Annotated in this window: 20 protein-coding genes and 1 pseudogene; 9 read left to right on the top strand and 12 right to left on the bottom strand. The window is 70.1% G+C overall.

The genetic code is table 11. The annotated features are described in order from the left end of the window. Positions 1-584 precede the first annotated feature (584 nt). From ACE3QP_RS16615 to ACE3QP_RS16605, 3 genes are read right to left on the bottom strand one after another with little or no spacing between them, the layout of a single operon-like run. On the bottom strand, positions 585-1,091 hold the full coding sequence (locus ACE3QP_RS16615) for a hemerythrin domain-containing protein (protein WP_374437604.1): 507 nt from the start codon (positions 1,089-1,091) through the stop codon (positions 585-587). Next, complete coding sequence (locus ACE3QP_RS16610; RefSeq protein WP_374437603.1) at positions 1,088-1,468, bottom strand: SirB2 family protein; 381 nt, start codon at positions 1,466-1,468, stop codon at positions 1,088-1,090. Before ACE3QP_RS16610 ends, ACE3QP_RS16615 begins: the two co-directional genes overlap by 4 nt. 25 nt (positions 1,469-1,493) lie before the next feature. Continuing rightward, entirely contained in the window at positions 1,494-3,410 is a 1,917-nt protein-coding gene (locus tag ACE3QP_RS16605) for a TonB-dependent receptor plug domain-containing protein (RefSeq protein ID WP_374437602.1), read from the bottom strand. Positions 3,411-3,595: 185 nt separating this feature from the next. Here ACE3QP_RS16605 and ACE3QP_RS16600 point away from each other — a divergent pair, with 185 nt between their 5' ends. From ACE3QP_RS16600 to ACE3QP_RS16580, 5 genes are all read left to right on the top strand, one after another. After that, positions 3,596-4,567: a hypothetical protein gene (locus ACE3QP_RS16600; RefSeq protein WP_374437601.1), complete on the top strand. Its 972-nt coding sequence runs from the start codon at positions 3,596-3,598 to the stop codon at positions 4,565-4,567. A gap of 258 nt (positions 4,568-4,825) precedes the next feature. Beyond that, a complete protein-coding gene (locus tag ACE3QP_RS16595) occupies positions 4,826-7,003 on the top strand; it encodes a TonB-dependent receptor (protein ID WP_374437600.1) in 2,178 nt (725 codons plus the stop codon). 134 nt (positions 7,004-7,137) lie between these two features. After that, a complete protein-coding gene (locus ACE3QP_RS16590; protein ID WP_374437599.1) occupies positions 7,138-7,980 on the top strand; it encodes an alpha/beta fold hydrolase in 843 nt (280 codons plus the stop codon). A 109-nt stretch (positions 7,981-8,089) separates the two neighbouring features. Continuing rightward, complete coding sequence (locus ACE3QP_RS16585; RefSeq protein ID WP_374437598.1) at positions 8,090-8,311, top strand: AbrB/MazE/SpoVT family DNA-binding domain-containing protein; 222 nt, start codon at positions 8,090-8,092, stop codon at positions 8,309-8,311. Between the two features lie 16 nt (positions 8,312-8,327). Next, a complete protein-coding gene (locus tag ACE3QP_RS16580; RefSeq protein ID WP_374437597.1) occupies positions 8,328-8,732 on the top strand; it encodes a PIN domain-containing protein in 405 nt (134 codons plus the stop codon). A gap of 20 nt (positions 8,733-8,752) precedes the next feature. Here ACE3QP_RS16580 and ACE3QP_RS16575 read toward each other — a convergent pair whose 3' ends face one another. The 5 genes from ACE3QP_RS16575 to ACE3QP_RS16555 all read right to left on the bottom strand — a co-directional run bounded on the left by ACE3QP_RS16575 (position 8,753) and on the right by ACE3QP_RS16555 (position 14,721). Next, positions 8,753-10,219 carry an endonuclease gene (locus ACE3QP_RS16575; protein ID WP_374437596.1) on the bottom strand — a complete coding sequence of 489 codons (1,467 nt, stop codon included), beginning with the start codon at positions 10,217-10,219 and terminating at the stop codon, positions 8,753-8,755. A 138-nt stretch (positions 10,220-10,357) separates the two neighbouring features. Continuing rightward, a complete protein-coding gene (locus ACE3QP_RS16570; protein WP_374437595.1) occupies positions 10,358-11,479 on the bottom strand; it encodes a hypothetical protein in 1,122 nt (373 codons plus the stop codon). A 67-nt stretch (positions 11,480-11,546) separates the two neighbouring features. Continuing rightward, positions 11,547-12,755 (bottom strand): ABC transporter permease, encoded by a 1,209-nt coding sequence (locus tag ACE3QP_RS16565; protein WP_374437594.1) that lies wholly within the window; start codon positions 12,753-12,755, stop codon positions 11,547-11,549. Continuing rightward, a complete protein-coding gene (locus tag ACE3QP_RS16560) occupies positions 12,752-13,468 on the bottom strand; it encodes an ABC transporter ATP-binding protein (RefSeq protein ID WP_374437593.1) in 717 nt (238 codons plus the stop codon). The genes ACE3QP_RS16565 and ACE3QP_RS16560 overlap by 4 nt, the downstream gene beginning before the upstream one ends. Continuing rightward, a complete protein-coding gene (locus ACE3QP_RS16555) occupies positions 13,465-14,721 on the bottom strand; it encodes an efflux RND transporter periplasmic adaptor subunit (protein WP_374437592.1) in 1,257 nt (418 codons plus the stop codon). Before ACE3QP_RS16555 ends, ACE3QP_RS16560 begins: the two co-directional genes overlap by 4 nt. Positions 14,722-14,990: 269 nt before the next feature. Between ACE3QP_RS16555 and ACE3QP_RS16550 the strand changes: the two genes are divergently transcribed. The 3 genes from ACE3QP_RS16550 to ACE3QP_RS16540 all read left to right on the top strand — a co-directional run bounded on the left by ACE3QP_RS16550 (position 14,991) and on the right by ACE3QP_RS16540 (position 17,424). After that, positions 14,991-15,722 carry a hypothetical protein gene (locus ACE3QP_RS16550; RefSeq protein ID WP_374437591.1) on the top strand — a complete coding sequence of 244 codons (732 nt, stop codon included), beginning with the start codon at positions 14,991-14,993 and terminating at the stop codon, positions 15,720-15,722. 488 nt (positions 15,723-16,210) lie between these two features. After that, positions 16,211-16,387, top strand: a complete 177-nt coding sequence (locus ACE3QP_RS16545; RefSeq protein ID WP_374437590.1) for a hypothetical protein — start codon at positions 16,211-16,213, stop codon at positions 16,385-16,387. Then, positions 16,384-17,424: a UPF0149 family protein gene (locus ACE3QP_RS16540; protein ID WP_374437589.1), complete on the top strand. Its 1,041-nt coding sequence runs from the start codon at positions 16,384-16,386 to the stop codon at positions 17,422-17,424. The genes ACE3QP_RS16545 and ACE3QP_RS16540 overlap by 4 nt, the downstream gene beginning before the upstream one ends. 24 nt (positions 17,425-17,448) lie before the next feature. On the opposite strand, the gene ACE3QP_RS16535 is transcribed toward ACE3QP_RS16540, so the two are convergent. From ACE3QP_RS16535 to ACE3QP_RS16525, 3 genes are read right to left on the bottom strand one after another with little or no spacing between them, the layout of a single operon-like run. After that, a complete protein-coding gene (locus ACE3QP_RS16535; protein ID WP_374437588.1) occupies positions 17,449-18,270 on the bottom strand; it encodes a DUF6279 family lipoprotein in 822 nt (273 codons plus the stop codon). 10 nt (positions 18,271-18,280) lie between these two features. Further along, positions 18,281-19,147 carry a carboxylating nicotinate-nucleotide diphosphorylase gene (nadC, locus tag ACE3QP_RS16530; RefSeq protein WP_374437587.1) on the bottom strand — a complete coding sequence of 289 codons (867 nt, stop codon included), beginning with the start codon at positions 19,145-19,147 and terminating at the stop codon, positions 18,281-18,283. Then, on the bottom strand, positions 19,140-19,841 hold the full coding sequence (locus ACE3QP_RS16525; protein WP_374437586.1) for a fumarylacetoacetate hydrolase family protein: 702 nt from the start codon (positions 19,839-19,841) through the stop codon (positions 19,140-19,142). The genes nadC and ACE3QP_RS16525 overlap by 8 nt, the downstream gene beginning before the upstream one ends. A 160-nt stretch (positions 19,842-20,001) precedes the next feature. Here ACE3QP_RS16525 and ACE3QP_RS16520 point away from each other — a divergent pair, with 160 nt between their 5' ends. Further along, positions 20,002-20,919, top strand: a complete 918-nt coding sequence (locus ACE3QP_RS16520) for a hypothetical protein (RefSeq protein ID WP_374437585.1) — start codon at positions 20,002-20,004, stop codon at positions 20,917-20,919. A 568-nt stretch (positions 20,920-21,487) separates the two neighbouring features. On the opposite strand, the pseudogene ACE3QP_RS16515 reads toward ACE3QP_RS16520, so the two are convergent. After that, positions 21,488-21,640, bottom strand: a pseudogene (locus ACE3QP_RS16515) (IS1595 family transposase); the annotation flags it as partial.

Here is a 21,640-nt window from a genome sequence, read left to right as displayed (position 1 = left end):
CTTCGCTTCGTGAGAGCCCTCGGGGGCTTCACCCCCGAACCCCGACCCGCATTTCTTTGCTGCGCCAAAGAAACGCGGGGCAAAGAAAGGCGCCAACCCACACAGTCGCCCTAGGGGCGAACTGTGATGGCGGTGCTTGGGCTCACACTGACACGAGCCCTCTTCTGACTGCGACGGGCAGGACGACGAAGGCGCCCGGAGTACCGGTCGTCCCGGGCACCCAGGACCATGACCGCCAAGCTCCGAAGAACAGACCCCCAACCAGCGCCACGGGGTACCCAGTTGCTCGTTGGGGGTCCGTTCATCGCAGAGAGCCCTCGATGGTTTGCGTGGGTCTAGTCGGCCGGTACTCCGGCCAGCTTAGCGGGCAGGTTTTCGCAGGCAGAGGCGGGCTGTGGGAGCCATGTGAACCAGCCGTGCAATCGCGCGCCGCCCTAGGCGGCGTGCGTGCATTCAGCGCCTTTCTTTGCCCCGCGTTTCTTTGGCAAGACAAAGAAATGCGGGTCGGGGTTCGGGGGTGAAGCCCCCGAGGGCTCTGACGCAAGCCCCCAAGCCCAATACCAGCCCCTCAGCCCATCAACCCCTCACCGCGCCTGCCGCCGCCCCGCCATCTCCGCCCCCATCGCCTGCAGCTGCCCCGCGTCACACAGCGCCGCCGCGGCGGGGAAGGCCTGGCCCTCTTCCAGTTGGATGTGCGCGCGGTAGAGCGCGCAGAACGCCGGCCACTCGGCGCAGTCGGGGTGCTGGGCACGCTGCACGGCGAAGAGCTGGTCGCGCAGCGGCAGCCAGGCGCCGTGCATGCGCCGGTGGTCGGCGGCGATGCGGTCGGCCAGCTCGTCCAGCCCTTTTGCGCGCAGGCGCGGCAGTACATGGCGCTCCTCGTCCTCGTGGTGGTGCGGGGCGGCGATTTCGAAGTAGCGCAGCACATCGGCCGCGGCCTGCTGGGCCTGGGTGTCGGGGCCGACCTGGGCCAGGTGCGCGGCCAGGCGTTCCAGCAGGTGCAGCATGCGCTCCACCCGCTCGTGACAGGCATGCAGCATTTCGAAGGGTTCGTCGAAGCCCGCGCTGGGCGAGGGGAACAGACTGCTCATGGCGCGAAGACTCCAAGCGGGTGGTGGCTGCGTGCCACGCTGACGAGCAGGCCCACGCACAGCAGGGCGGCCACGAAGCAGGCCGCCTTGGCGGCGCGGGTGGGCGCGCGCTTCAGCGCCAGGCTGCCCAGCACGATGTAGAGCACCAGCAGGCCCAGCTTGACGGGCAGCCAGGCCTGGCTGACCTGCAGCAGCACGGCCAGGGTGACGCCCGCGGCCAGCAGCAGGGTGTCGAACAGCACGCTGGCGGCGCGCACGGCGCCCCGCATGGGCCAATGTGCGCCGGCCAGCACGCACAGGCCGCGCAGCGTGAACAGGGCCACGCTCAGCAGCGCCAGGCCGATATGCGCATGGCGCAGCAGGGGGTACCAACTCATGAGGGGGATTGTCCGCCCCCTTTCCTCACCAGCGCGCCTCCAGCCCCAGGCGCCAGGTGCGCGGCAGCTCCTCGTAACTGAACAGCGGGGACTTGGCGGCCAGGCGCACATCGGTGGCGTTGTCCAGGCCGGCGCGCAGGCGCAGCTTGGGGTGCAGCTGCCAGCTGGCGTGCAGGTTGACGAGGCTCAGCGGCGCCATACGCTGCGCGGGCTGGCCGGCCACGGTGCTGGCCAGGTGCAGGCCGGTCTGGTTTTCCCAGGCCAGGCCGGCGCTCCAGGTGGCGGCGCGGTAGTCGGCGCGCAGGCCGGCGGTGCGGCGGGCGCGCTTGTCCAGCCAGTTGCCCTGGCCGTCGCGGGCGCTCAGCCAGGTCTGGTGCAGCTGCAGCTGCCAGGCGCCGCTGCGCCAGGCCAGTGCGGCCTCCAGGCCTTGCAGGCGCGCGCGGTCGAGGTTCTCGAACTGGTAGGTGCCGCGCAGCGGCGTGCCGCTGATCAGGCGCGGGGTGATGAGGTCGCGGATGCGGTTGCGAAAGGCCATTGCCGAGGCCCCGAACTGCGCGCCGTCCCAGGCCAGGCCGAGCTCCCAGTTGTCGTTCACCTCGGGGCGCAGGTCGGCGCGGCCCAGGTAGGTGTGCGGGCCTTCGTCCTCGCGGTAGCTGGGGTCGATTTGCTTCAGCGTGGGAGCCTTGAAGCCATGGCCGTAGCCGCCCTTGACGACCCACTCGGGCGCGGCGCGCCACACCGCGTAGACGCGCGGGCTGAGTTCGCTGCCAAAGCGCTCGTGGTGGTCGGTGCGCAGGCCGGCGGTGAGCTTCAGCGCGCTCACCGGCGCGCCTTCCCATTGCGCAAACAGCGCGCGGTGTTCGGCCTCGGCCTGGCCGCCGGGCAGGCCAGCGTTGTCCAGCTGCTCGCGGCGCAGCTCGAAGCCGGTGGTGAGCTGCTGGCTGCCCCCCAGGGCGCCATGCAGCTGGCCTTCCAGCACGCGGTCGTTCAGGGTGTTGGGGCGCAGCGAGGCCACGCCGTTCGTTTTCAGGTTGCTGACGCCCAGCTCGGTGGCATAGGCGCGCAACTGGCTGTCCCAGCCGCTCCAGTCCGCTTCCCAGGCCAGCGACGCATGGCGGCGTTCCAGCCAGTGCAGGCTTTGGTGGTAACGCCGCTGGCCGCTGCGCTCGCGCGTGTCCAGCCAGCGCTCCTCGTCCTGGTAGCGGGCGTCGAACAGGATGCGCTGGCCCTTCAGCGGCTCGGTCTCCAGGCGCAGCGCGGCCTCGCGCGGGTGGCGGCCTTCCACGGCCGTCAGGCGCGGGTCGTCGGTGCTCGGGCTGGCCTCGCGCCGGCTGTCGCTCACCGAGAGCCCGGCGCGCAGGCCCGCGGACAGCGGCAGGCGCAGGCTGGCCTGGGCGCGGTGGCCGGAGCCGCCGCGCGCGCCCTCGCGCCCTTCCAGCAGCGCTTGCGCCTGCAGCTGGTCCGGCAGCGGCTTGGTGATGACGTTGATGACGCCACCCAGGGCCTCGGCGCCGTAGAGCACCGACATCGGGCCGCGCACCACCTCCACGCGCTCGATGTCCTGCGCGCCGGTCCAGTCGAGCTGGAAGTCCGAGGCGCCCACCAAGCCGTCGCTGGCGGCGATGCGCTTGCCATCCACCAGGATCAGCGTGTGGCGCGGGTCCATGCCGCGCAGGGCCAGCGCCTTGCGTCCGCCGATCGGCCGGCCAAAGCTGCTCACGCCCGGTTCGGCGCGCAGGGCTTGCAGCAGGTTCTCGCTGCCGCGCTCGGCAAGCTGTTCGCTGCCAAGCACCGTCATCGCGGCGGGCGCCTCGGCCAGGGGCAGGGCGTGGCGGGTGGCGCTGACCACCACCACGGGCAGGGTGAGGGTCTGTGCTTGCAGCGCTGAGGTGGCCAGCAAGGGGCTCAGAGCGAGGGCCAGGGGAGTGAGGGCGGATCGCATGGTCTTCAAGGGTTGGGTGATAACCCCTAGCCTGCGTGCCGCCGCGCTTGCGGGCCTTGAAGCGCTTCAATTTCGCGTGCCGTGCGGGCCGGACTTGCGCTGCATCAACACGCTGCCGTTTGCTCGCAAAAGTTTGAAGCGGGTCAAGGCCGCGGCGCCCCGTGCTGGTCAGCATCGGGGCCACCATGAGCAGTGTGTGCGCGGGCCTCGGACAGGCCCTTCAACAAGGCTGGCGGCAGGGTTTCCCGCTGCAGGCCTCGCCCTTCCAGGAACTGGCGCGCCAGACCGGCGCGAGCCTGCGCGAGCTGCTCAGCCAATGCCAGCAGCTGCAACGCCAGGGCGCGCTGCAAGGCCCACGCGTGCACTGGGCCGAGCGCCTGAGCGCCTGGCGCCTGCGCGCCCGCCTGCGCCTGCCTCAAGACCAGGAAGCCGCCGCGCTGCGCCGCCTGGCTGCCCTGCCGGGCTGCGCTTGGATCGAGCAGGCCGAGCCCGTGCCCGGCACCGCGCTGTGTACCCTGCACTTCGAGCTGCAGGCGCGCAGCGCGGCCAGCCTGCAGGCCCAGCGCGAGCTGCTGCAGCAGGCCTGGGGCCCGGCCCTGCGCTGGCTGAACCTGCCCGCGCCGCCCTGCCCGGTGTGCTGCTGCAGCGCCCCCGACGGCCCCTGCACCGACCCCGCGCTGGCGCAGCGCCTCGAAGGCGGCCTGCCCCTGTGTGCCCACCCCTTCCAGGCCGTGGCCATGGAACTGGGCCGCAGCGAGCGCGAGGTGCTGACCCGCCTGCGCCACTGGCAGGGCGCGGGCGATCTGCAGGCCCTGGGCCTGGCGCCGCCGCACCGCAGCCAGCACCAGCCGGTGGCCAACGCCTGGCTGCGTGAGGCGCTCACCCCCGCGCACCGCGCCACGCTGGCGCGCCACGCCGGCGTGGTGGATGTGCAGGTGCTCAGCGCCGCCGGCGAGGCCGACGCGCGCCTGTGGATCGGCCTGGGCGCGCCGCGCGAGCTGGCGCTGCCGCAGCTGGAGCAGCTGCTGGCGGCGGAGGGCTTGCTGGGGCTGGTGCAGGAGCGCTGGCTCGGGCTGCGCAGTGCCCCGCGGGCGCAAGCCTTGTTGTTTTCGGAGGCGTCTGCGCCCACGCCTGTCCGCAAAACAGGCAGCGCCTGAAAAGCAGACAGCCCGTTCGGCCGCCCTGTCTGCCTGGCGAACACCGGCGCGCGCCGGAGGGGGCGCCCGCGGCCTCATCGCGGTCGCCGCACGCGCGCCAATCTCCGTCACCCTGATGGTTTTCCCGCGCTTTGGGCCTGTGTCGTCCAACTGGGCACGCCGCTTGCGCTTGTCAGCCCAGCGTCCAGCCGACCCACCCGACGAGCCGGCAGGCGACCCGACACAGCCCGAACCCACCCGAACCCCGGAGACCACCCCATGCGACCGATGACCCTGCTGCGCCTGCAACCCCTGGCCCTGGCCGCCGCCACCCTGCTGGGCACCCCCGCCCTGGCGCAGACCGTGCCGGCCCAGACCGATGAGGCCGCGCAGCTGGAGAAGGTCACCGTCACCGCGCGCAAGCGCGAGGAGACGCTGCAGGACGTGCCGGTGGCCGTGACGGCGCTCACCGCGCAGAGCCTGGACCGCCTGGCGGTGCGCAACCTCGGTGATCTGCAGGGCCAGGTGCCCAGCCTGACCATCTACGCCGCACGCGGCAGCAACAGCACGCTGACCACCTTCATCCGCGGCGTCGGCCAGGCCGACCCGCTCTGGGGCGTGGACGCCGGCGTGGGCATCTATCTGGATGACGTCTACATGGCCCGCCCGCAGGGCGCGCTGCTGGAGGTCTTCGACATCGAGCGCATCGAGGTGCTGCGCGGCCCGCAGGGCACGCTGTACGGCAAGAACACGATCGGTGGCGCGGTCAAGTACGTCTCACGCGCGCTGGGCACCGCCACCAGCGGCAATGTGGCGCTGGCGGTGGGCAACCACGGCCTGCTGCAGGCCAAGGGCATGCTGGGCGGCGCCACCGAGGACGGCCAGTTCCGCGCCCGCCTGGCGCTGGCCAAGAGCGACCGCGACGGCTACGGCAAGAACCTCACCGACGGCTCCGACGTGAGCAACCAGGACACCGGCGCCGCGCGCATCCAGGCCGGCTGGTTCCCGGAAGGCCTGCCGCTGAACGTGCAGGTGAGCGCCGACCGCACCCGCGACGACTCCAACATGCGCGGCTTCCAGCGCATGGCCGTGAACCGTTTCGACCCCGCCGCCACGCCCGCCAGCACCGGCCGCTACGACATCGCCAGCGGCATGCCCAACAAGAACTACACCCACGCCGGTGGCCATGCCATCACGCTGGGCTTTGATCTGGGCAAGGACTGGAGCGGCAAGCTCATCAGCGCCTACCGCAGCTCGGACACCGACACCTCGATCGACTTCGACGGCCTGCCCAACAAGATCGCCGACGTGCGCGCGCTCTACAGCGACAACTCGCGCAGCCACGAGCTGCAGCTGGCGCGCTCCGGTGGCGGCGTGATCGGGCTCTACCGCTTCGAGGGCGATGCCGGCGGCCAGGTGCTGAACAACTTCTTCAACCTCAGCTTTGGCGACACGCGCGGCCAGGTCTATACGAAGAGCAATGCCGCCTATGTGGACTGGGAATGGGAGCTGAGCGAGGCCCTGAGCCTGAGCACCGGCCTGCGCTACACCAGCGAGGAGAAGCGCGCCGTGGTGCTGAACCGCGCCTACAAGGACGCCACCTTCTCGGTGCCCATCGCCACCGTGTCCGACTTCGACAAGACCCGCAAGGTCAGCAACACCTCGCCCAAGCTCTCGCTCGGCTACGAGCTGAGCAAGGACACCAAGTTCTACGCCACCGCCTCGCGCGGTTTCAAGAGCGGCGGCTACAACATCCGCGCCAACGTCACCGCCGTGCCCTCGTCCAGCAAGCCCTTTGAGGACGAGACGCTCGATTCCTTCGAGCTCGGCGCCAAGCTGCGCCTGGACGAAGGCCGGCTGGAGCTCAACAGCGCCGTCTTCCACAACAAGTACAAGAACGTCCAGCTCTCGGTCTTCACCAGCTTCACCCAGGCCAATGGCCAGCCCGGCTTCTTCGGCGACTTCACCAACGCCGGCCGCGCCACGGTCAACGGCCTGGAGCTGGAAATGATCTGGCGCCCCACGCGCAACCTCACGTTGCGGGGCAACGCCTCGGTCATCGACGCCAAGTACGACGAGTACCTGGACCGCGGCGTCAACGTGGCCGACCAGAAGAAGTTCAGCAACACGCCCAAGACCAGCGGCGCGCTGGACGTGGAGTACCGCATGCCCTTCGCCCTGGGCGGCGAACTGCGCGCCCGCGCCGGCGTGAGCTACCGCAGCAAGGTCTACCCGACCACGGACCTGAGCGAGGTCATCGCCCAGCCCGGCTACAGCCTGTGGTCCGCCGGCCTGATCTGGGAGCGCGACCGCCACTGGACCTTCGCGCTGCAGGGCACCAATCTGGGTGACAAGGCCTACCGCACCGATGGCTACAACATCGCCGCGCTGGGCGTGCTGGATGGCTTCTACGGCGCGCCCCGCCAAGTGAGCCTGAGCGCGTCGTATAAGTTTTGACCCCCCCGAAGCGCCTGCGGCGCCTCCCCCCAGGGGGCGCCACCAGCGGCCCGGCAAAGCCGGCTCCGCGGTGGCACTTGATCGCGCCTGCGTATTGCCAAGAGTGAGCCTTCTGGCTACCAAGAAAGTTTGGAATGGACTGGGTGCACCGCTTCTTCCGCAGCGACGACGGCCTGCGCCTGCACGTCACCGAATGGCCCGGCCCGCGCGCCGACGCGCCCGTGCTGCTGTGCCTGCACGGCCTGACGCGCAACGGCCGCGACTTCGAGCGCCTGGCGGCGCACCTGTCCACGCGCTTTCGACTGCTCTGCCCGGACCAACGCGGCCGCGGGCTTTCGGCCCACGACCCCGACCCGAGCCGCTACCGGCCGGACCGCTATGTGGCCGACATGCTGACCCTGCTGGATCAGGCCGAGGTGGCTCGGTGCCAGGTCATCGGCACGTCGCTGGGCGGAATGATGGGCGTGATGCTGGCCGCGCTGCAGCCGCAGCGCTTCCAGACCCTGGTGCTGAACGACGTAGGCCCGGTGCTGGAACCGACGGGCCTGGCGCGCATTGCCGGCTACGTGGGCCACCAGGCCGCCGCCACCAGCCTTGAAGAAGCGGCCGCCCGCACCGCCGCCGTGCAGGCCCCGGTGTTCCCTGACTTCGCGCCGCAGGACTGGCAGCGCATGGCGCTGGAAACGCACCGCGTGGAAGACGGCCAATGGCTGCCCGACTACGACCCCGCCATCGCCCAGGGCCTGGCCAGCGGCAGCGCGGTGCCGCCGCTGTGGCCGCTGTTTGAAGCGGCCGCTGCCACGCCCATGCTGCTGCTGCGCGGGGCGGAATCTGACCTGCTCAGCGCCGCCACGGTGGCGGAGATGAAGGCGCGGCTGCCCAAGCTGCAAGCGGTGGAAATGCCGCGGCGTGGACATGCGCCCACGCTGATGGAGGCCGAGGCGCTGGCGGCGCTGGAGGGATTCTTGAAGGGGTGAGCGGCGAGAGATCGGCAGGGCGCGCTCTCCGCTCCCAGAGCCTGCCTTGTCTATCGCTGCCACGACGGGGGGCACTCCTTACAATTCAACAGAAAGTAAGGAGACTGCCATGACCGAATCCACCATCACCGCCAAAGGCCAGACCACGGTCCCCGCCGATATTCGGGCCTTGATCGATGCCCAGCCGGGTACGCGCCTGGTCTGGTCGGCGATGCCGGACGGCACCCTAATCGTGCGGGCCAAGAGCCAGTCCGTGCTGGACATGGCCGGGATGCTCAAAGCCCCCAAGGGCAAACGGGTGAGCACCGAGGACATGAACCCCTGGCGCTGAGCCCAGGCCACCCGCGATGCCGGCGCTCGACACCAATGTTCTGGTCCGCTTCCTCGTCGAAGACGACGCCGCTCAGTTTGCGGCGGCGCAGCGCTTGATCCGGCGCTGCGTGCAAGAGGGGCAAGCGCTGTTCGTGCCCGTGACGGTGGTGCTGGAACTGGAATGGGTGCTGCGCAAGCGCTACGGCTTTGCAAAGGACGCGGTGGTGCAGATGTTGGCCGCGCTGCTCTCGGCCGCCGAACTCAGCTTCGAATCAGAGCGCGCGCTTGAAGTGGCGCTGCAGCTGTACCGCGAAGGCGCGGCGGATTTCGCCGACGGCCTGCACATCGCACTGGCCGCCCAGGCCCAGGAACTGCCGTTGTGGACCTTCGACAAGGGCGCCGCCAAGCTCAGCGGCGCCCGCCTGGTGGGCAAGGCCTGAAGCTCAGGCCTTCTGCCTGCTTACGGGCAACCCGCCCCGAACAGCTCTTCCACCCAGGCTGGGTAGTCCACGAAGGGGTTGCGGTTGCCCTGACGCTCGACGATGCGCGCATGGCGGCGGATCTCGAAGGCATCCACCGGGTCCTGGCGGTGCCAGCTCACCAGGGTGCAGCGCTTGCCCAGGAAGTTGCCGCTGGTGCCGGTGTTGTCGGCCAGTTCCAGATTGGGCACGCCGGTGGCGTCGTTGCCCTCGTAGCGGATGGCCATGTAGAACATCATGCGGGCGATGTCGCCCTTCACTGCGGCGCGCGGCTCGAAGCTGTCGGCGTCGGTCAGGTTGCCGGGGGCTTCGCCGATGGCGCTGCCGCCCCAATCGAAGTCTTTATTGCCACGCGTGCTGTTCACCGTCACATCGGCCGGGCGCAGGTGGTGGATGTCGGTGTGCGCCCACTGCGCTTCGTCGGGGAAGCCATGGCTCTTGGGCCACACGTGTTCCCGGTTCCAGGCATCGGGGTCGGAGTTGCCCGAGGCATTGAAGGTCTTGGCCTGCGAACGACCGGTGTAGAGCAGGATGACGTTGGCGCTGTTGGCGGGGTCCTCGTCGGTGTACTTGATGGCGTCCCACACTTCCGTGTAGGTCTTGCGCTGGTGGCCCAGGGCGGCGTGCTGGTTCAGCGAGGTGCGCAGCGCCAGGCCGGTCTTGCCGATGGCCTGCACGTAGTAGGTGGCGAAGCCGTCCCAGGTGGCACCGGTGCCCGGCGGCGGCGTGCTGGCCGCGGTGTACTGGGCCTTGATGCTGACGCCCGAGAAGGCCTGGTAGCCGTACAGCCCGACGTAGTAGCTGGTGGCCTGCGGCTGCGCCCAGCTGCAGGACTCGTTGTTGCCGTTGACGAGCGGGCGGCAGTCGTAAGCGGTGCTGCTGGGCTCGGCGCCGGCGCGCACGTACAGGTCGGCCGCGCCGGTGCCGCCGCTGCTGCTGATGACGAGGTTCGTGGCGCCGGCCGGCACGTCGATGCGGTAGCGCAGCCAGGCGCCGGCGGCGGCGCCTTGGCCGGTCAGCTCCACGCCGTTCTGCAGCGTCACCGTGGCGGGCGGCGTGCTGGCCGCGGTGTAGTTGGCCACCAGGCTGGCGCCGCTATAGCTGCTGTAAGCCAGCACGCGCACGTAGTAGGTGGCGGCGCTGGGGCTGGCGAAGTTGCAGGTCTCGGCGTTGCTGCTGCCGTTGGACAGGCAGTCGTAGCTGCTGGTGGTGGCCTGGGAGCCACGGCGCACGTAGAGGTCGGCGTCGCCCGTGCCGCCGCTGAGCTTGAAGCTCAAGGCCGTAGCACCGGCCGGCACCACGAGGCTGAAGTCGCGCGTGCTGCCCTTGGTGGCCGAGAGGTTGGTGACCGCCACGCCCTTGTTGAGCGCGGTCTGCGCCAGTGCCGGCGCCAAAGCACCCAAGGTGAGCCCCAGGGCCAAGGCCCACTTCGAAACGATCAGCCGCATGTCATGCCTCGACTTTTTTGCGAAGCCGCGCACCTTAGCGAGGGGCCGTGACGTTTGGGTTACCGCGCCGCCACAACGCGGGTTTTCACACCTCCCTTTAGAGGAAGGACCTTCCCCATCAGGTTTCTTCGGGTAGGTTTACACGGGGGGCCGCCCAAGCAACCAGGCCTGCAGAAAGGGGTCTTCCACCTGCGGCGCGCCGCTACGCGTCAGCACCCCCAGCTTGCGCAGGCGCTCCAGCGCGGCACGCACCTTGCCCACCGTGGGTGCCGCCTCCACGCCGGGCAGCTGGCCGAGCTGCTGGCGGGTGTCCTGCCCCAGCGGCGCCAGGCCGGCGGCCACGGCGCGGGCGAGGCCGCGCTCCAGCGGGCCCAGGGTGTCGATGAGTGCGCGCCAGCCGGCCACATGGCGTTCGTCCGCCAGGTACTTGGCAAAGCCGCGCTGCACATCGGTCTCGCCCTCGGCGGACATGGACTTGACGACGTCGCGCATCAGCGCCGGTTTGTGGCCCAGGCGCTCGAACAGCTGGCGCAGGTCGTCCAGCAGGGGCTTGCGGCCCTTGTGCACACGGCCGTACTGCTCGGCCAGCGCCTTCAGAAATTCGTCGCCCAGGGCCGGGAAGTTCAGCACCTGGGCGAAGTGGTACATCGGCGCGCCGGCGGTGGCCAGCAGCTGGGCCAGTGCATCGGGCGAGGAGCCGGTGAGCACCGCGTAGACCTGCTGGCGGCGCTTGTGCAGCACGGCGCGCAGGCTGCCGGCCAGGGCCTCGGCGCTGGCGGCCGAGCCCTCGGCCAAGGCCTGCGCCTCGTCCAGCATCAGCAGCACGGGCCGGCCGGCGGCGGCGTGCAGGCGCTGGATCAAGGCGTCAAAGCGCAGCTCGGGCGCCTCGGGCAGCTTGCGGCGCGTGGGCGCAGCGCCCAGGTCCACGCTCACGCCCAGGGCGCTGAGCTTGGGCACCGGCGTCTTGGCCAGCTTGCCGGCCGACTGGGCGGGCACGCTGGCATCGTCCAGCGCCTCTTCCAGCGCGTGGTTGATGGCGGCCAGCGGCGCCCCGCGCTGTAGCCACAGGTCGGCGTACACCGGCAGCCAGCCGCGCTCGCGTGCGGCCGGGGTCAGGTCCTGATCCAGGAACCAGGTCTTGCCCAGGCGCCGCGGCCCGAACAGTGCCAACGGCCGGCCCGGCTGGGAGGCCAGCAGGCCCAGATAGCTGGCGGCCAGCTCGGGGCGCTGGATGCTGACGGAATCGAAATCGGCCTTCATGGCGGCCATTGTGGCCGGATGCTGTGATCACAACAATTGTCGTTTCTGCAGCAGCGAAGGACATCGTTCACTCATGCCGCAGCGCCTCGATCGGATCGAGCCGCGCCGCACGGCGCGCCGGCACGTAGCCGAACAGCACGCCGATCAAGGCCGCAAAGCCGAAGGCGAGCAGGTGGATGTCGGCATCAAAGCGGTAGGGCAGACCCATCAGCTGCGTCAGGCCCAGTGACGCGGCGAGGGCCAGAGCCAAGCCCACCAGGCCGCCGAGCGCGCTCAGCACCACGGCCTCGATGAGGAACTGCAGCAGCACCTCGCGCTCCAGCGCGCCGATGGCCAGGCGGATGCCGATCTCGCGCGTGCGCTCGGTCACGCTGACCAGCATGATGTTCATGATGCCGATGCCGCCCACCAGCAGGCTCACGGCGGCCACGGCGCCGAGCAGGGCGGTCATCACCTCGGTGGTGCCGGCCAGGGTCTGGGCGAGCTGGCGGGTGTCGAGGATGTTGAAGTTGTCCTCGTCGCCCGCGCTCAGGCGGCGGCGCTCGCGCAGCAGCTGGCGCAGGCTGGCCTGCACGCTGGCGCTGTCGGCCTCGGGTTCGCGCGCCACCAGCAGCAGGCCCACATTGGTGTTGCCGCTCAGGCGGCGTTGCAGGGTGGCCAGGGGCAGCACCACCACATCGTCCTGGTCCTGCCCCATCGCCGCCTGGCCCTTGGCGGCCAGCAGGCCGATGACGGTGCAGCCCAGCTGGCGCAGGCGCAGGCCCTGGCCGATCGGGTCGGCGCTGCCGAACAGCTCACGCCGCACGGTGGCGCCGATGACGCACACCGCCGCGCCGGCGCGCTCCTCGGCTTCATTGAAGAGCCGCCCGCCGGCGAGCTGCCAGTTCAGCGCCTCGAAGTAGGCCAGGCTGCTGCCCACCGCCTGGGTGGACCAGTTGCGCGCCCCCGCCACCGCGGCCACGCCCAGGCTGGATTGCGGCGCCACCGCGCGCAGGCCGGCCAGCTGGGCGGTGATGGCTTCGGCATCGGCGCGCCTGAAGGGCGGTGCGCCGCCACCGTCGCGCCCCGGGCCCAGGCGCTGGCCGGGCCGCACCATCAAGAGGTCGGTGCCCAGGCTGGCAATCTGATCGGCCACCGCCTGGGTGGCGCCGCGTCCCAGCGTGACCATGGTGACCACCGCCGCCACGCCGATCACCACGCCCAGGATGGTGAGCCCCGAGCGCACCAGGTTGCGGCGGATGGCGCGCAGCGCCAGCAGCAGCGCATTGCCGATCATGCGGGGGCCTCGCTGCGGCGGGCGTTCTGGGCTTCATCGCGCGCCAGGCGGCCGTCGCGGAAGTGCAGCACGCGCTGCGCCCAGGCGGCCATGTCGGGCTCGTGCGTCACCATCAGCACGGTGATGCCGCGCTCGCGGTTCAGGCCCTCCAGCAGGGCCATGATCTCGGCACCGCGCTGGCTGTCCAGGTTGCCGGTGGGCTCGTCGGCCAGCAGCACGGCCGGCGCGCTCACCAGCGCGCGCGCAATCGCCACGCGCTGCTGCTGCCCGCCGGAAAGTTCCGCCGGCGTGTGCGCCTCCAGACCTTTCAGCCCCACCGCCGCCAGGGCTTCGCGTGCGGTGCGGCGGCGTGCGGCCGCGCTCTCGCCGCGGTACAGCAGCGGCAGCTCGACGTTTTCCTGCGCACTGGTGCGCGCCAGCAGGTTGAAGCCCTGGAACACGAAGCCGAACCAGCGGCGCCGCAGCAGCGCGCGCTGGTCGCGGCTCAGGCCCTGCACCTCCACGCCCTGGAAGCGGTAGCTGCCGCGGCTGGGCCGGTCCAGGCAGCCGAGGATGTTCATGGCGGTGGACTTGCCCGAACCGCTGGGGCCCATGATGGCCACGAACTCGCCGGCCTGGATGCGCAGGTCCACCCCGGCCAGCGCCACCGAGGCCGCCGCGCCGCTGCCGTAGACCTTGGTGACGCCCTGCAGCTCCAGCAGCGGCGGGTTCATTTCGTGGCCTGCACCAGGCCGGTGATGACGGCCATGCCGGGCTTCAGCTCGTCGCTCATCACCTCGGTCTGGCGCCCGTCGCTGACCCCCGGGCGCACCGGCACGGCGCGCGGCTGCCCGTCCTGCAGCACCCAGAGCTGACGCACCTGGCGGGTGTCGGTGCCCGCCGCGCGTGAAGCCCCGGCGCGCGGCGGGCGCGGCATCAGTCGGGCCATCACGTCGCTGCCGGCACTGGGCTCGGGCTTGGCGGCCGGCGGGCTGAAGCGCAGCGCGGCATTGGGCACCAGCAGCACGTCCTGGCGCTGCGCGGTGGTCACCCAGGCGGTGGCCGTCATGCCGGGGCGCAGGCTGAGGTCGGCGTTGTCCACCGTCAGCTCGGCCAGGTAGGTGGTGACGTTGTCCTTGGTGGTGGGCCCGTAGCCCACGCGGCGCACCTGCGCCGGGTACTCGCGCTGCGGGTAGGCGCTGACGCTGAAGCGCGCGGCCTGGCCTTCGCGCACCTGGCCCACATCGGCCTCGTCGATGGCCACGTCCAGCTTCATCGAGCGCAGATCCTCGGCCAGCGTGAACAGGGTGACGGCCTGCAGCGAGGCGGCCACGGCGTTGCCGGGGTCCACAGCGCGCGCCAGCACCACGCCGTCAATGGGCGCGCGCAGCGCGGTCTTGCGCAGATTGCTTTCGTCGGCCCGCAGCGCGGCCTCGGCCTGCAGCACCTGGGCCTGGGCGGCCGCGGCCTGCGCCTGCGCGCGCAGCTGCGCAGCGCGCACGGCCTCCAGTTCCTGCGCAGCCGGCAGCTGCCCGCCCGAGGCCTTCTGGATGGCCAGCTGGCGTTGCAGCGCGGCCTGGGTCTCGGCCTGCGTGGCCTCGGCCTGGCGCAGGCTGGCGCGCGCCGCCGCCAGCGCCGCGCGCGCACCCGCCACCTGCTCGCGCAGGCGCGTGCTGTCCAGCTCGGCCAGCAGCTGGCCGCGCTGCACGCGGTCGTTCAAATCCACCAGCACGCGCGCCACCGTGCCGGAAAGCTCGCTGCCCACATTGACCTTCTTGGTGGGCTGCACGGTGCCGGTGGCGCTGATGGTGACGGTGAGCGCACCGCGTGTGACTTGGGCGGTTTGGTAGCGCGGCGCCTGGGCGGCACGTGGCCACAGCGCCCAGGCCAGCAGTGCCAGGCCCAGGCCGAGGAGCGGCAGCAACAGCCAGATCCGCCGCCGGCGCGGCGGCTCGCCCAGCAACTGGCTCAGGTCGGGGTTGGGCATGGCCATCCTTGGTTGGACACAGTTTCCATGCTGGCAGGCCCGGCCTGGGTTTGGGCTGAGCCAGATCAAGGCTGTGATGAAGGCGGGCGCCTGGGGCGGGCTACAGCGAGTCGAAGGTAGGTGGCAGCGTCGCCACCGTCGTCAAGCTGCTGCGCGTGGCCATGCTGCTGCCCGCCGCTTTCACGCGCGCCCGCAGCGGGGAAGGCTGATGCATTGGGCGGCTGGATTGCAGCGGTTGCGGCCGGTCAGCCTGCCAACTTTGAGGTCGCATGACGGCACTCAGGGGACTTGGGTCGGTGTTTGCAACACCTGGGCCCACAATCAATCAGCTCCTCCAACTCGACAAAATGCGACTCGCTCTTGCTTCGCTCCTGGTCGCCGGCATCGCCGCGAATGCCGCCCTTTTCGCTTGGCAGCTTCGCGCTCCGCCGAAGACAACGACAACGGTCTCCACGGACAGCCATGTCGTGATGCGCACCCCAGGCGGCCTGCTGGAAGTGAGCACCATTGCCGCTGAAGAGCGCTTTGACTCGTCGACAAACCACACGGTTCTCGGTGTTCCCTTGGGCAAGACGGTTGCACAGATCAGGGTTCCCGCGGTCTACCGCTATCACATCCCCCTGGCAAAGGACTGGTCCTTGCGCCAAACGGGCAATGCACTCGTTGTCATCGCACCGAGCGTTAGGCCCTCCTTGCCCGTCGCCATCGACACCGGGAAGTTGGAATCCTTCGCGTTGGGGCTCTGGTCGCCTCTGACCGGTGGGCAGGTCGTTTCATCGCTGCAAAAGTCGATTACTTCTTCGCTGGCCAACAAGGCTGCGACGCCGCAGTTGATCAATCTTCAGCGGGAGTCAGCGCGAAAGACGGTCACTGAGTTCGTTCAGAAGTGGGTCATTCAACAGCCTCAATGGCAAGGAAACAAGGCGCCGGCGATCCTTGTCCTCTTCGAAGATGAGCCGCTTGGGCAACGTGCTGCACCGCTGCTCACCAACGCGCGGTAGCCATCGGAGGCTAGCCCATTTCAATGGAACGTACATAGGGGTAGCTGCACGGCTTTACGAGGTGCTCATCCTCAGATGCCAAGACGGCGAACCCTGAATGCGCCAGAGCTTGGCCGGGGTGCTGAACCTATTCGCTCGGCAGCTTCGGGTCGGTAGCTGTCTGCTGCGTTGACCTACTCAAACGACTGCACTCAGCCTGATGCAGCCCCCCAGGAAACCACAAGACTGCCCAGCCTCGACTGCCCAATCGCCCGGCCACAAGGTGACGACAACCACGCCATTCGAAACCACGCATCCCAGCGGGTAGGGAGCAGGCAGCGCCGCCATTCGTCCAGACCGTGCGCTTGCCGTCGTGAATGGTGGGGTGGTAAGGGCTCATTGGCGCTGTGGTCTGAAAGCTCAGGCGTGTGGGTGATGGCCCGCGACAAAATCGCTCGGCCTGCACCAAACAACCACCTGGCCCGCAGAACAACTTTTCAGGACAGGGTTTGAACCCGGCGGCAACTGCCAAGCAATCCTTGACAGTTGCCACGGACGGCACCCACGCGCTGCATCCTGGCTTTGACCGGCGCCGCAAGCAGCAGGAAGTCCTGCGGGCCGACTGGCTCGATGAGGTCGAACTGAAGGCGCTGGAGCGCACCCTCAAACACCGTCCCAAACCATGACCGACGACGACGACTACGAACTCATCCACTCGCCGCTGACGCAAACGCACAGCGCCGAAGGGCACACGCTGCAGATCGAGATCTACCGCAGCGCCGACAGCCCCTGGATCCTGGAGATCGTCGATGAACAGGGCACCTCCACCGTGTGGGACGAGGAGTTCGAGACCGACAGCGCCGCGCTGGAGGCCGCTTTGGCAGCGATCGCGGCCGAAGGCGGTGTCCACAACTTCGTGATGCAGGCTCAGCAGGCAGCCCGGGAGGCCGAGCCCGAGCAGTTGCGCCGGCTGGCGCAGATGGCCGCACCCGCGCGACCCAAGGGCCCCGCGCGCAACATGCTGCTGCCCCTGAGCGAAGAGGAACTGGCCGAGTTGGATGGCTTTCTGCTGGAGCTGGATGCCGAAGAGAGCATGACCCTGGACATGCTGGACGGCTTTCTGCATGCCCTGGCGATGGGCCCGGAAACCGTGCCACCCAGCCGCTGGCTGCCCAGGGTGTGGGGCCAGAGCGAGGGCGCGATGCTGCCGCCGGCCGACAGCCTGGACGAGGCAAACCATTGGCTGGGCCTGGTGACGCGCCACTTCAACAGCATCGTGGCGGGCTTTGAGCACCGCCCACCGCTGGTGGCGCCCTGCTGGCCCACCGTGCGCTTCGGCGAGCTCGGCGAGTTTGAAGACGCGGAGATGTGGGCTTGCGGCTTCGTCGAGGGCGTCCAGCTGAACCGGCCGGCTTGGCAGCCGCTGCTGGAGCACCCGCAGGGCCAGCGCTGGTACCGCCCCATCGGCCTGCTGGGTGCAGATGATTTTTCAGCCGACCAGGACGAGCTGACCCGTACCCCCGAACAGCGCGCGGCGCTGGCGGCGGAGATTGAAGAGAGCCTGACGCAGATGCATGCGTTCTGGCTGCCGCTGCGGCAGGCCATGGCCGAGCGCGGGCAGGCCCAGCGCCTGAGCCAGAAGGTGGGCCGCAATGAGCCCTGCCCCTGCGGCAGCGGCAAGAAGTTCAAGAAGTGCTGCGGCGCGCCGTCTGAACTGCACTGATCGGGTCAGGGAGCGGGTCGGGCCCTAGGAGTCCGCGCGCAGCTGCTCCAGATCGAGCAGCCAGCCGCGCCAGCGCTCGCGCGCCCGCTGCCACTGCGCCGGGCTGGCCTGCTGCAGCAGCACGGGCAGGTCGGCGTAGGTGCGCTCGCGCTGCGCCTGGGTGGCAGGGCCGCGCGCCTCGGGCAGGCGGGCGCCGCCCATCAGCAGCAGGCGCGTGCCGGCTTCCAGATCGCCCGCGGCCCAGGTGCGCAGGCCCTGTTCCGTCCAGGCCTGGCGCTGCGCGCGTTCCTGCCACAGCGCGGCCGGTGCCGGGCCCCAGCTCTGGGCCTGGCGCTCGGCGGCGGTGCGCAGGGGCCGCTCCAGCCGGCCCAGCCAGCGCTCCAGGCTGTCCTTCAGCGCATCGGCGCGCTGGTCGGCGTCGGCCTCTTCCGCGCGCCACTCCTGCAAATGCTCGCGGCGACGCTCGCTGTAGTGCTGCCATTGCTCGGGGCGCAGCGTGGCCAGCCAGGGGGCGGCCAGCGGGGCGGTGCGGCGCAGGGTGCGCTGCAGGGATTCATCCAGACGCTGCTCCAGCGCCTGCAGCTCGGCGGCGTCCACACGACCATCGTCCAGTCCACGCAGGGCGGCCTGCAAGAGCGCCTGCCAGTGCGGCAGCTCCTCGCGCCGGTGCCAGGCGTGCAGCTCGGCCAGGGCCTGGTCCAGCTGATCGCGCTGGCGGCGGTCGAGGTCGAACTGGCGGTCCAGCCACCAGGCCGTCAGGCGCGCGGCCTGGTTGTAGGCCAGCTCCAGGCTGGAGCAGCTGGCCAGCAGCAGGCAGCAGCTGAGCAGAAGGGCCAGGCGGCGCATGGCGGTGAGGTCAGAGCGGGCCGAGCACCCGCATGGAGTAGTCGGTCGCCTTCAGGTCCTTGGTCAAGGTCCCGAGGCTGATGCGGTCCACCCCGGTTTCGGCAATGCCGCGCAGCTGCTCCAAGGTGACGCCGCCGCTGGCCTCCAGCAGGGCGCGGCCTTGCGTCAGCGCCACCGCCTCGCGCATGCCTTCGAGCGTGAAGTTGTCGAGCAGCACGCTGGTGGCGCCGGCCTCCAAGGCTTCGTGCAGCTGGTCCAGGTTTTCCACCTCGATCTGGATGCCGACGCCGCTGTTGAGCGCCTGCGCGGCGCGCAGCGCGGCGGCCACGCCACCGGCGGCGGCGATGTGGTTTTCCTTGATCAGGATGCCGTCGTACAGGGCCAGGCGCTGGTTGGCGCCGCCGCCCACGCGCACCGCGTACTTCTGCGCCAATCTCAATCCTGGCAGGGTCTTGCGCGTGTCCAGCACCAGGCAACCCTTGGGGTTGGGGCTGGCGCCCTCGATCGCCTGCACATGCAGGCGCGTGCGCGTGGCCACGGCGGAAAGCGTCTGCAAAAAATTCAGCGCCGGGCGTTCGGCGCTGAGCAGGGCGCGGCCATCGGCCTCGATGTCGAGGATCACCTGATCGGGCTGCATCGCCGCACCTTCGGCCACATGCCAGTTCAGCTGGCTGCTCGGGTCCAGGGTCTTGAACACGCCCTCGAACCAGGGCTGGCCGCAGCACACCGCCGCTTCGCGGCAGCGCACCTGGGCGCGCACGCGCTGGTTCGCCGGCGTGAGGCGCGCGGTCCAGTCGGCCACGCCGATGTCTTCAAAGAGCGCGTCGCGGATGTTGCGGGCACGCGCCTCGCCCAGGGTTTCGTTGTGGTCAAACATGGGCCAGCTCCAGGCGCAGCGGCGGCAGGCCGTCGATCGCGCAATCCACCACATCGCCGGGTTTGAGCGCCGCCACGCCAGCCGGTGTGCCGGTGTAGATCAGATCGCCGGCCTGCAGCGCGTAGAACTCGCTCAGCCGCGCCAGCAGCTCGGGCACGGTCCAGATCAGCTGGGCCAGATCGCCCTGCTGGCGCGGCTGGCCGTTGACGCTCAGCGTGATGGCGCCACGCGTGGGCAACGTGCCCTGCAGCGGCACGAGCGCGCCGATGACGGCCGCCTGGTCAAAGCCCTTGGCGACATCCCAAGGCTTGCCGCCGGCCTTGGCCACGGCCTGCAGATCGCGCTTGGTCAGGTCAATCCCCACGCCATGGCCCCAGATGGCCGCGGCCGCCTGCTCCGGCGTGGCCTGCTGCAGCGGCGCGCCCAGGGCGATCACCCACTCCACCTCGTGGTGCAGGTCCTGCGTGGCCAGCGGCCAGGGCAAGGCGCCCTGCGCGGCCGGCTCGAACACGGCATCGGCCGGCTTGCTGAAGAAGAAGGGCGGCTCGCGGTCGGGGTCATGGCCCATCTCGCGGGCGTGGTCGGCGTAATTGCGGCCCACGCAGTAGATGCGGTGCACGGGGAAGCGTTCGGTGCGGCCCTGCACGGCCACGCTGGGCAGGGGCGGCGGCGGAAAGAGGTAGGTGGCGCTCATGGGGCGCGATGGTAGGGCGAGGCTTTTAGCCGCTGCGGCGCGGGCGCCGGTAAGCCCTTGTCAACGCCCCCCGCATCCATGCGCCCGCCCCCTGAACGGGCAGGCGCGCGAACGCCTGCGGATGGCGAGACTGCGCGCCTCGCCGCATCAGGAGGCCCGCATGTTGCAGACCCCGCAGGAAGTCGATCCCGCCGTCATCTGGGGCATCCCCAACACCGGCAGCGTGCAGCTGCGCCCGCACGGCCTGGCCGAGGCGGGATCCATCTACCCCGCCTGCGATGGCCGCCGCTTCCTGGCCACGGTGGGCGGCGGCGAGGCCTACTTCATCCAGGTCGAGGCCCTGCCCAGCGAGCGCTGGAAGGAAGGCCGGCTGTTCAGGCAGAGCGCCTTCTACTTCGGTGCCGATGTGGGCGGCTTCAGCGGCACCTCGCGCATCCTCAACGTCAAGCTGGCGGCCACCAAGTCGGTGCTGTCGGACTTTCTCGACATCTACCTTGGCTGCATGGCCGTGGCCGGCGGCCCCACGGCCCTGGCCATCACCGGCATGAACCTGGTGGTGGCGGGCGGCAAGATCAAGCGCAACTACAGCCTTTACTGCGACGCGCTCGAAGCCTTCGTCGGCAACGACATGGAGCTGCGCCGCCTGATGCCGACCTTCCACGAGCAGGTCTACGCCGGCCTGTTCCTTGGCCGCATCGAATCGGACCTGACCGGCAAGGCCAAGGAAATGGCCGCCGGTGCGATTCCCGCGCCCAAGGCCGTCAAGGGCCTGATCGGCGTGTTCCTCGGCAAGGTGGGCGAGGACGCCTTGACCGCGCTGCTGAAGACCATCAAGGAGCTGATCAACGAGGTGCTGATCAAGACCATCGACCACGTGCTGGCCAAGAAGCCCGCCCTCACCGAAGAGCAGATCCGCCTGCTGGCCGTGCACCACGTGGTGCCGATGATCAACAAGGTCAGCCGCGTGGCGATGCGCGAGGACCGCGCGAAGGAGATCGTGCGCGAGGCAGTGCGCAATGCGGCGGCGGTGAAGCCGAGGCTGCAGAAGATCGCGGCGGCGATTGAGGCCCTGAGTTGAGGCGCCGGTCTCCGTAAGAGCCCGCCGGGTCTCGGCCCGGCACCCGACCTACCTTCTTTGCTTCGCCAAAGAAGGTAGGCCAAGAAGGGCGACCCCGATGCCTGCGCCCCCGGCTGTGCCGGGGGTTCCCTGCGGTGCGCGAAGAGCGGGCCCGGCGCAGAACTCGCTGCGTTGGCTTCGCTCACTCCGCTCAGACAGTTGCGCCAAGTCAAAGCATGAAGCACGCTGCGCGCGCGGGCCCGCTCTTCTGTGCTCCTCGGGTTGGCATAGGGGAGGATCCAAACAGCTGAGCAGCCAACAGCCGAATACCGAACAGCCAGGACTTCAACTGTCGCGCCGTTTCCCGGCTGTTGGCTGTTTCGGCTGTTCCGCCCCTTCGGAAGCGCCGAGCAGCGCAAGAAGCTGGGGCCGCGTGCGACAGCACGCGTTCCCAACTGACTCGGCCCGACTGGCTGAGCGGAGTGAGCGAAGCGAACGCAGCGAGTTTCGGGCCGGCCCCAGTTTCTGAGCAGCGCAGGGAACCCCTGGTGCAGCCAGGGGCGCTGGAGCGGGGCTTGACCTTTCCTGATTAGTAATGTGCCTCAGCACCGCCAAGGATCTCCGGAATTGGATGCGGCGGACAGCGCGCCACATTCACGATGAGTCGGGCGACGAGGCCGCGCAGCTCGAAGCGGCGGTTGAAGCGGTAGGCGAAGGCGGCGAGGTAAGTGTCGGCATGCTT

Source organism: Inhella sp. (assembly GCF_041912635.1).
GTDB lineage: Bacteria > Pseudomonadota > Gammaproteobacteria > Burkholderiales > Burkholderiaceae_C > Inhella.
The sequence above is the reverse complement of the archived record's forward strand: the minus strand, read 5'-3'. Positions and strand labels throughout refer to the sequence as shown.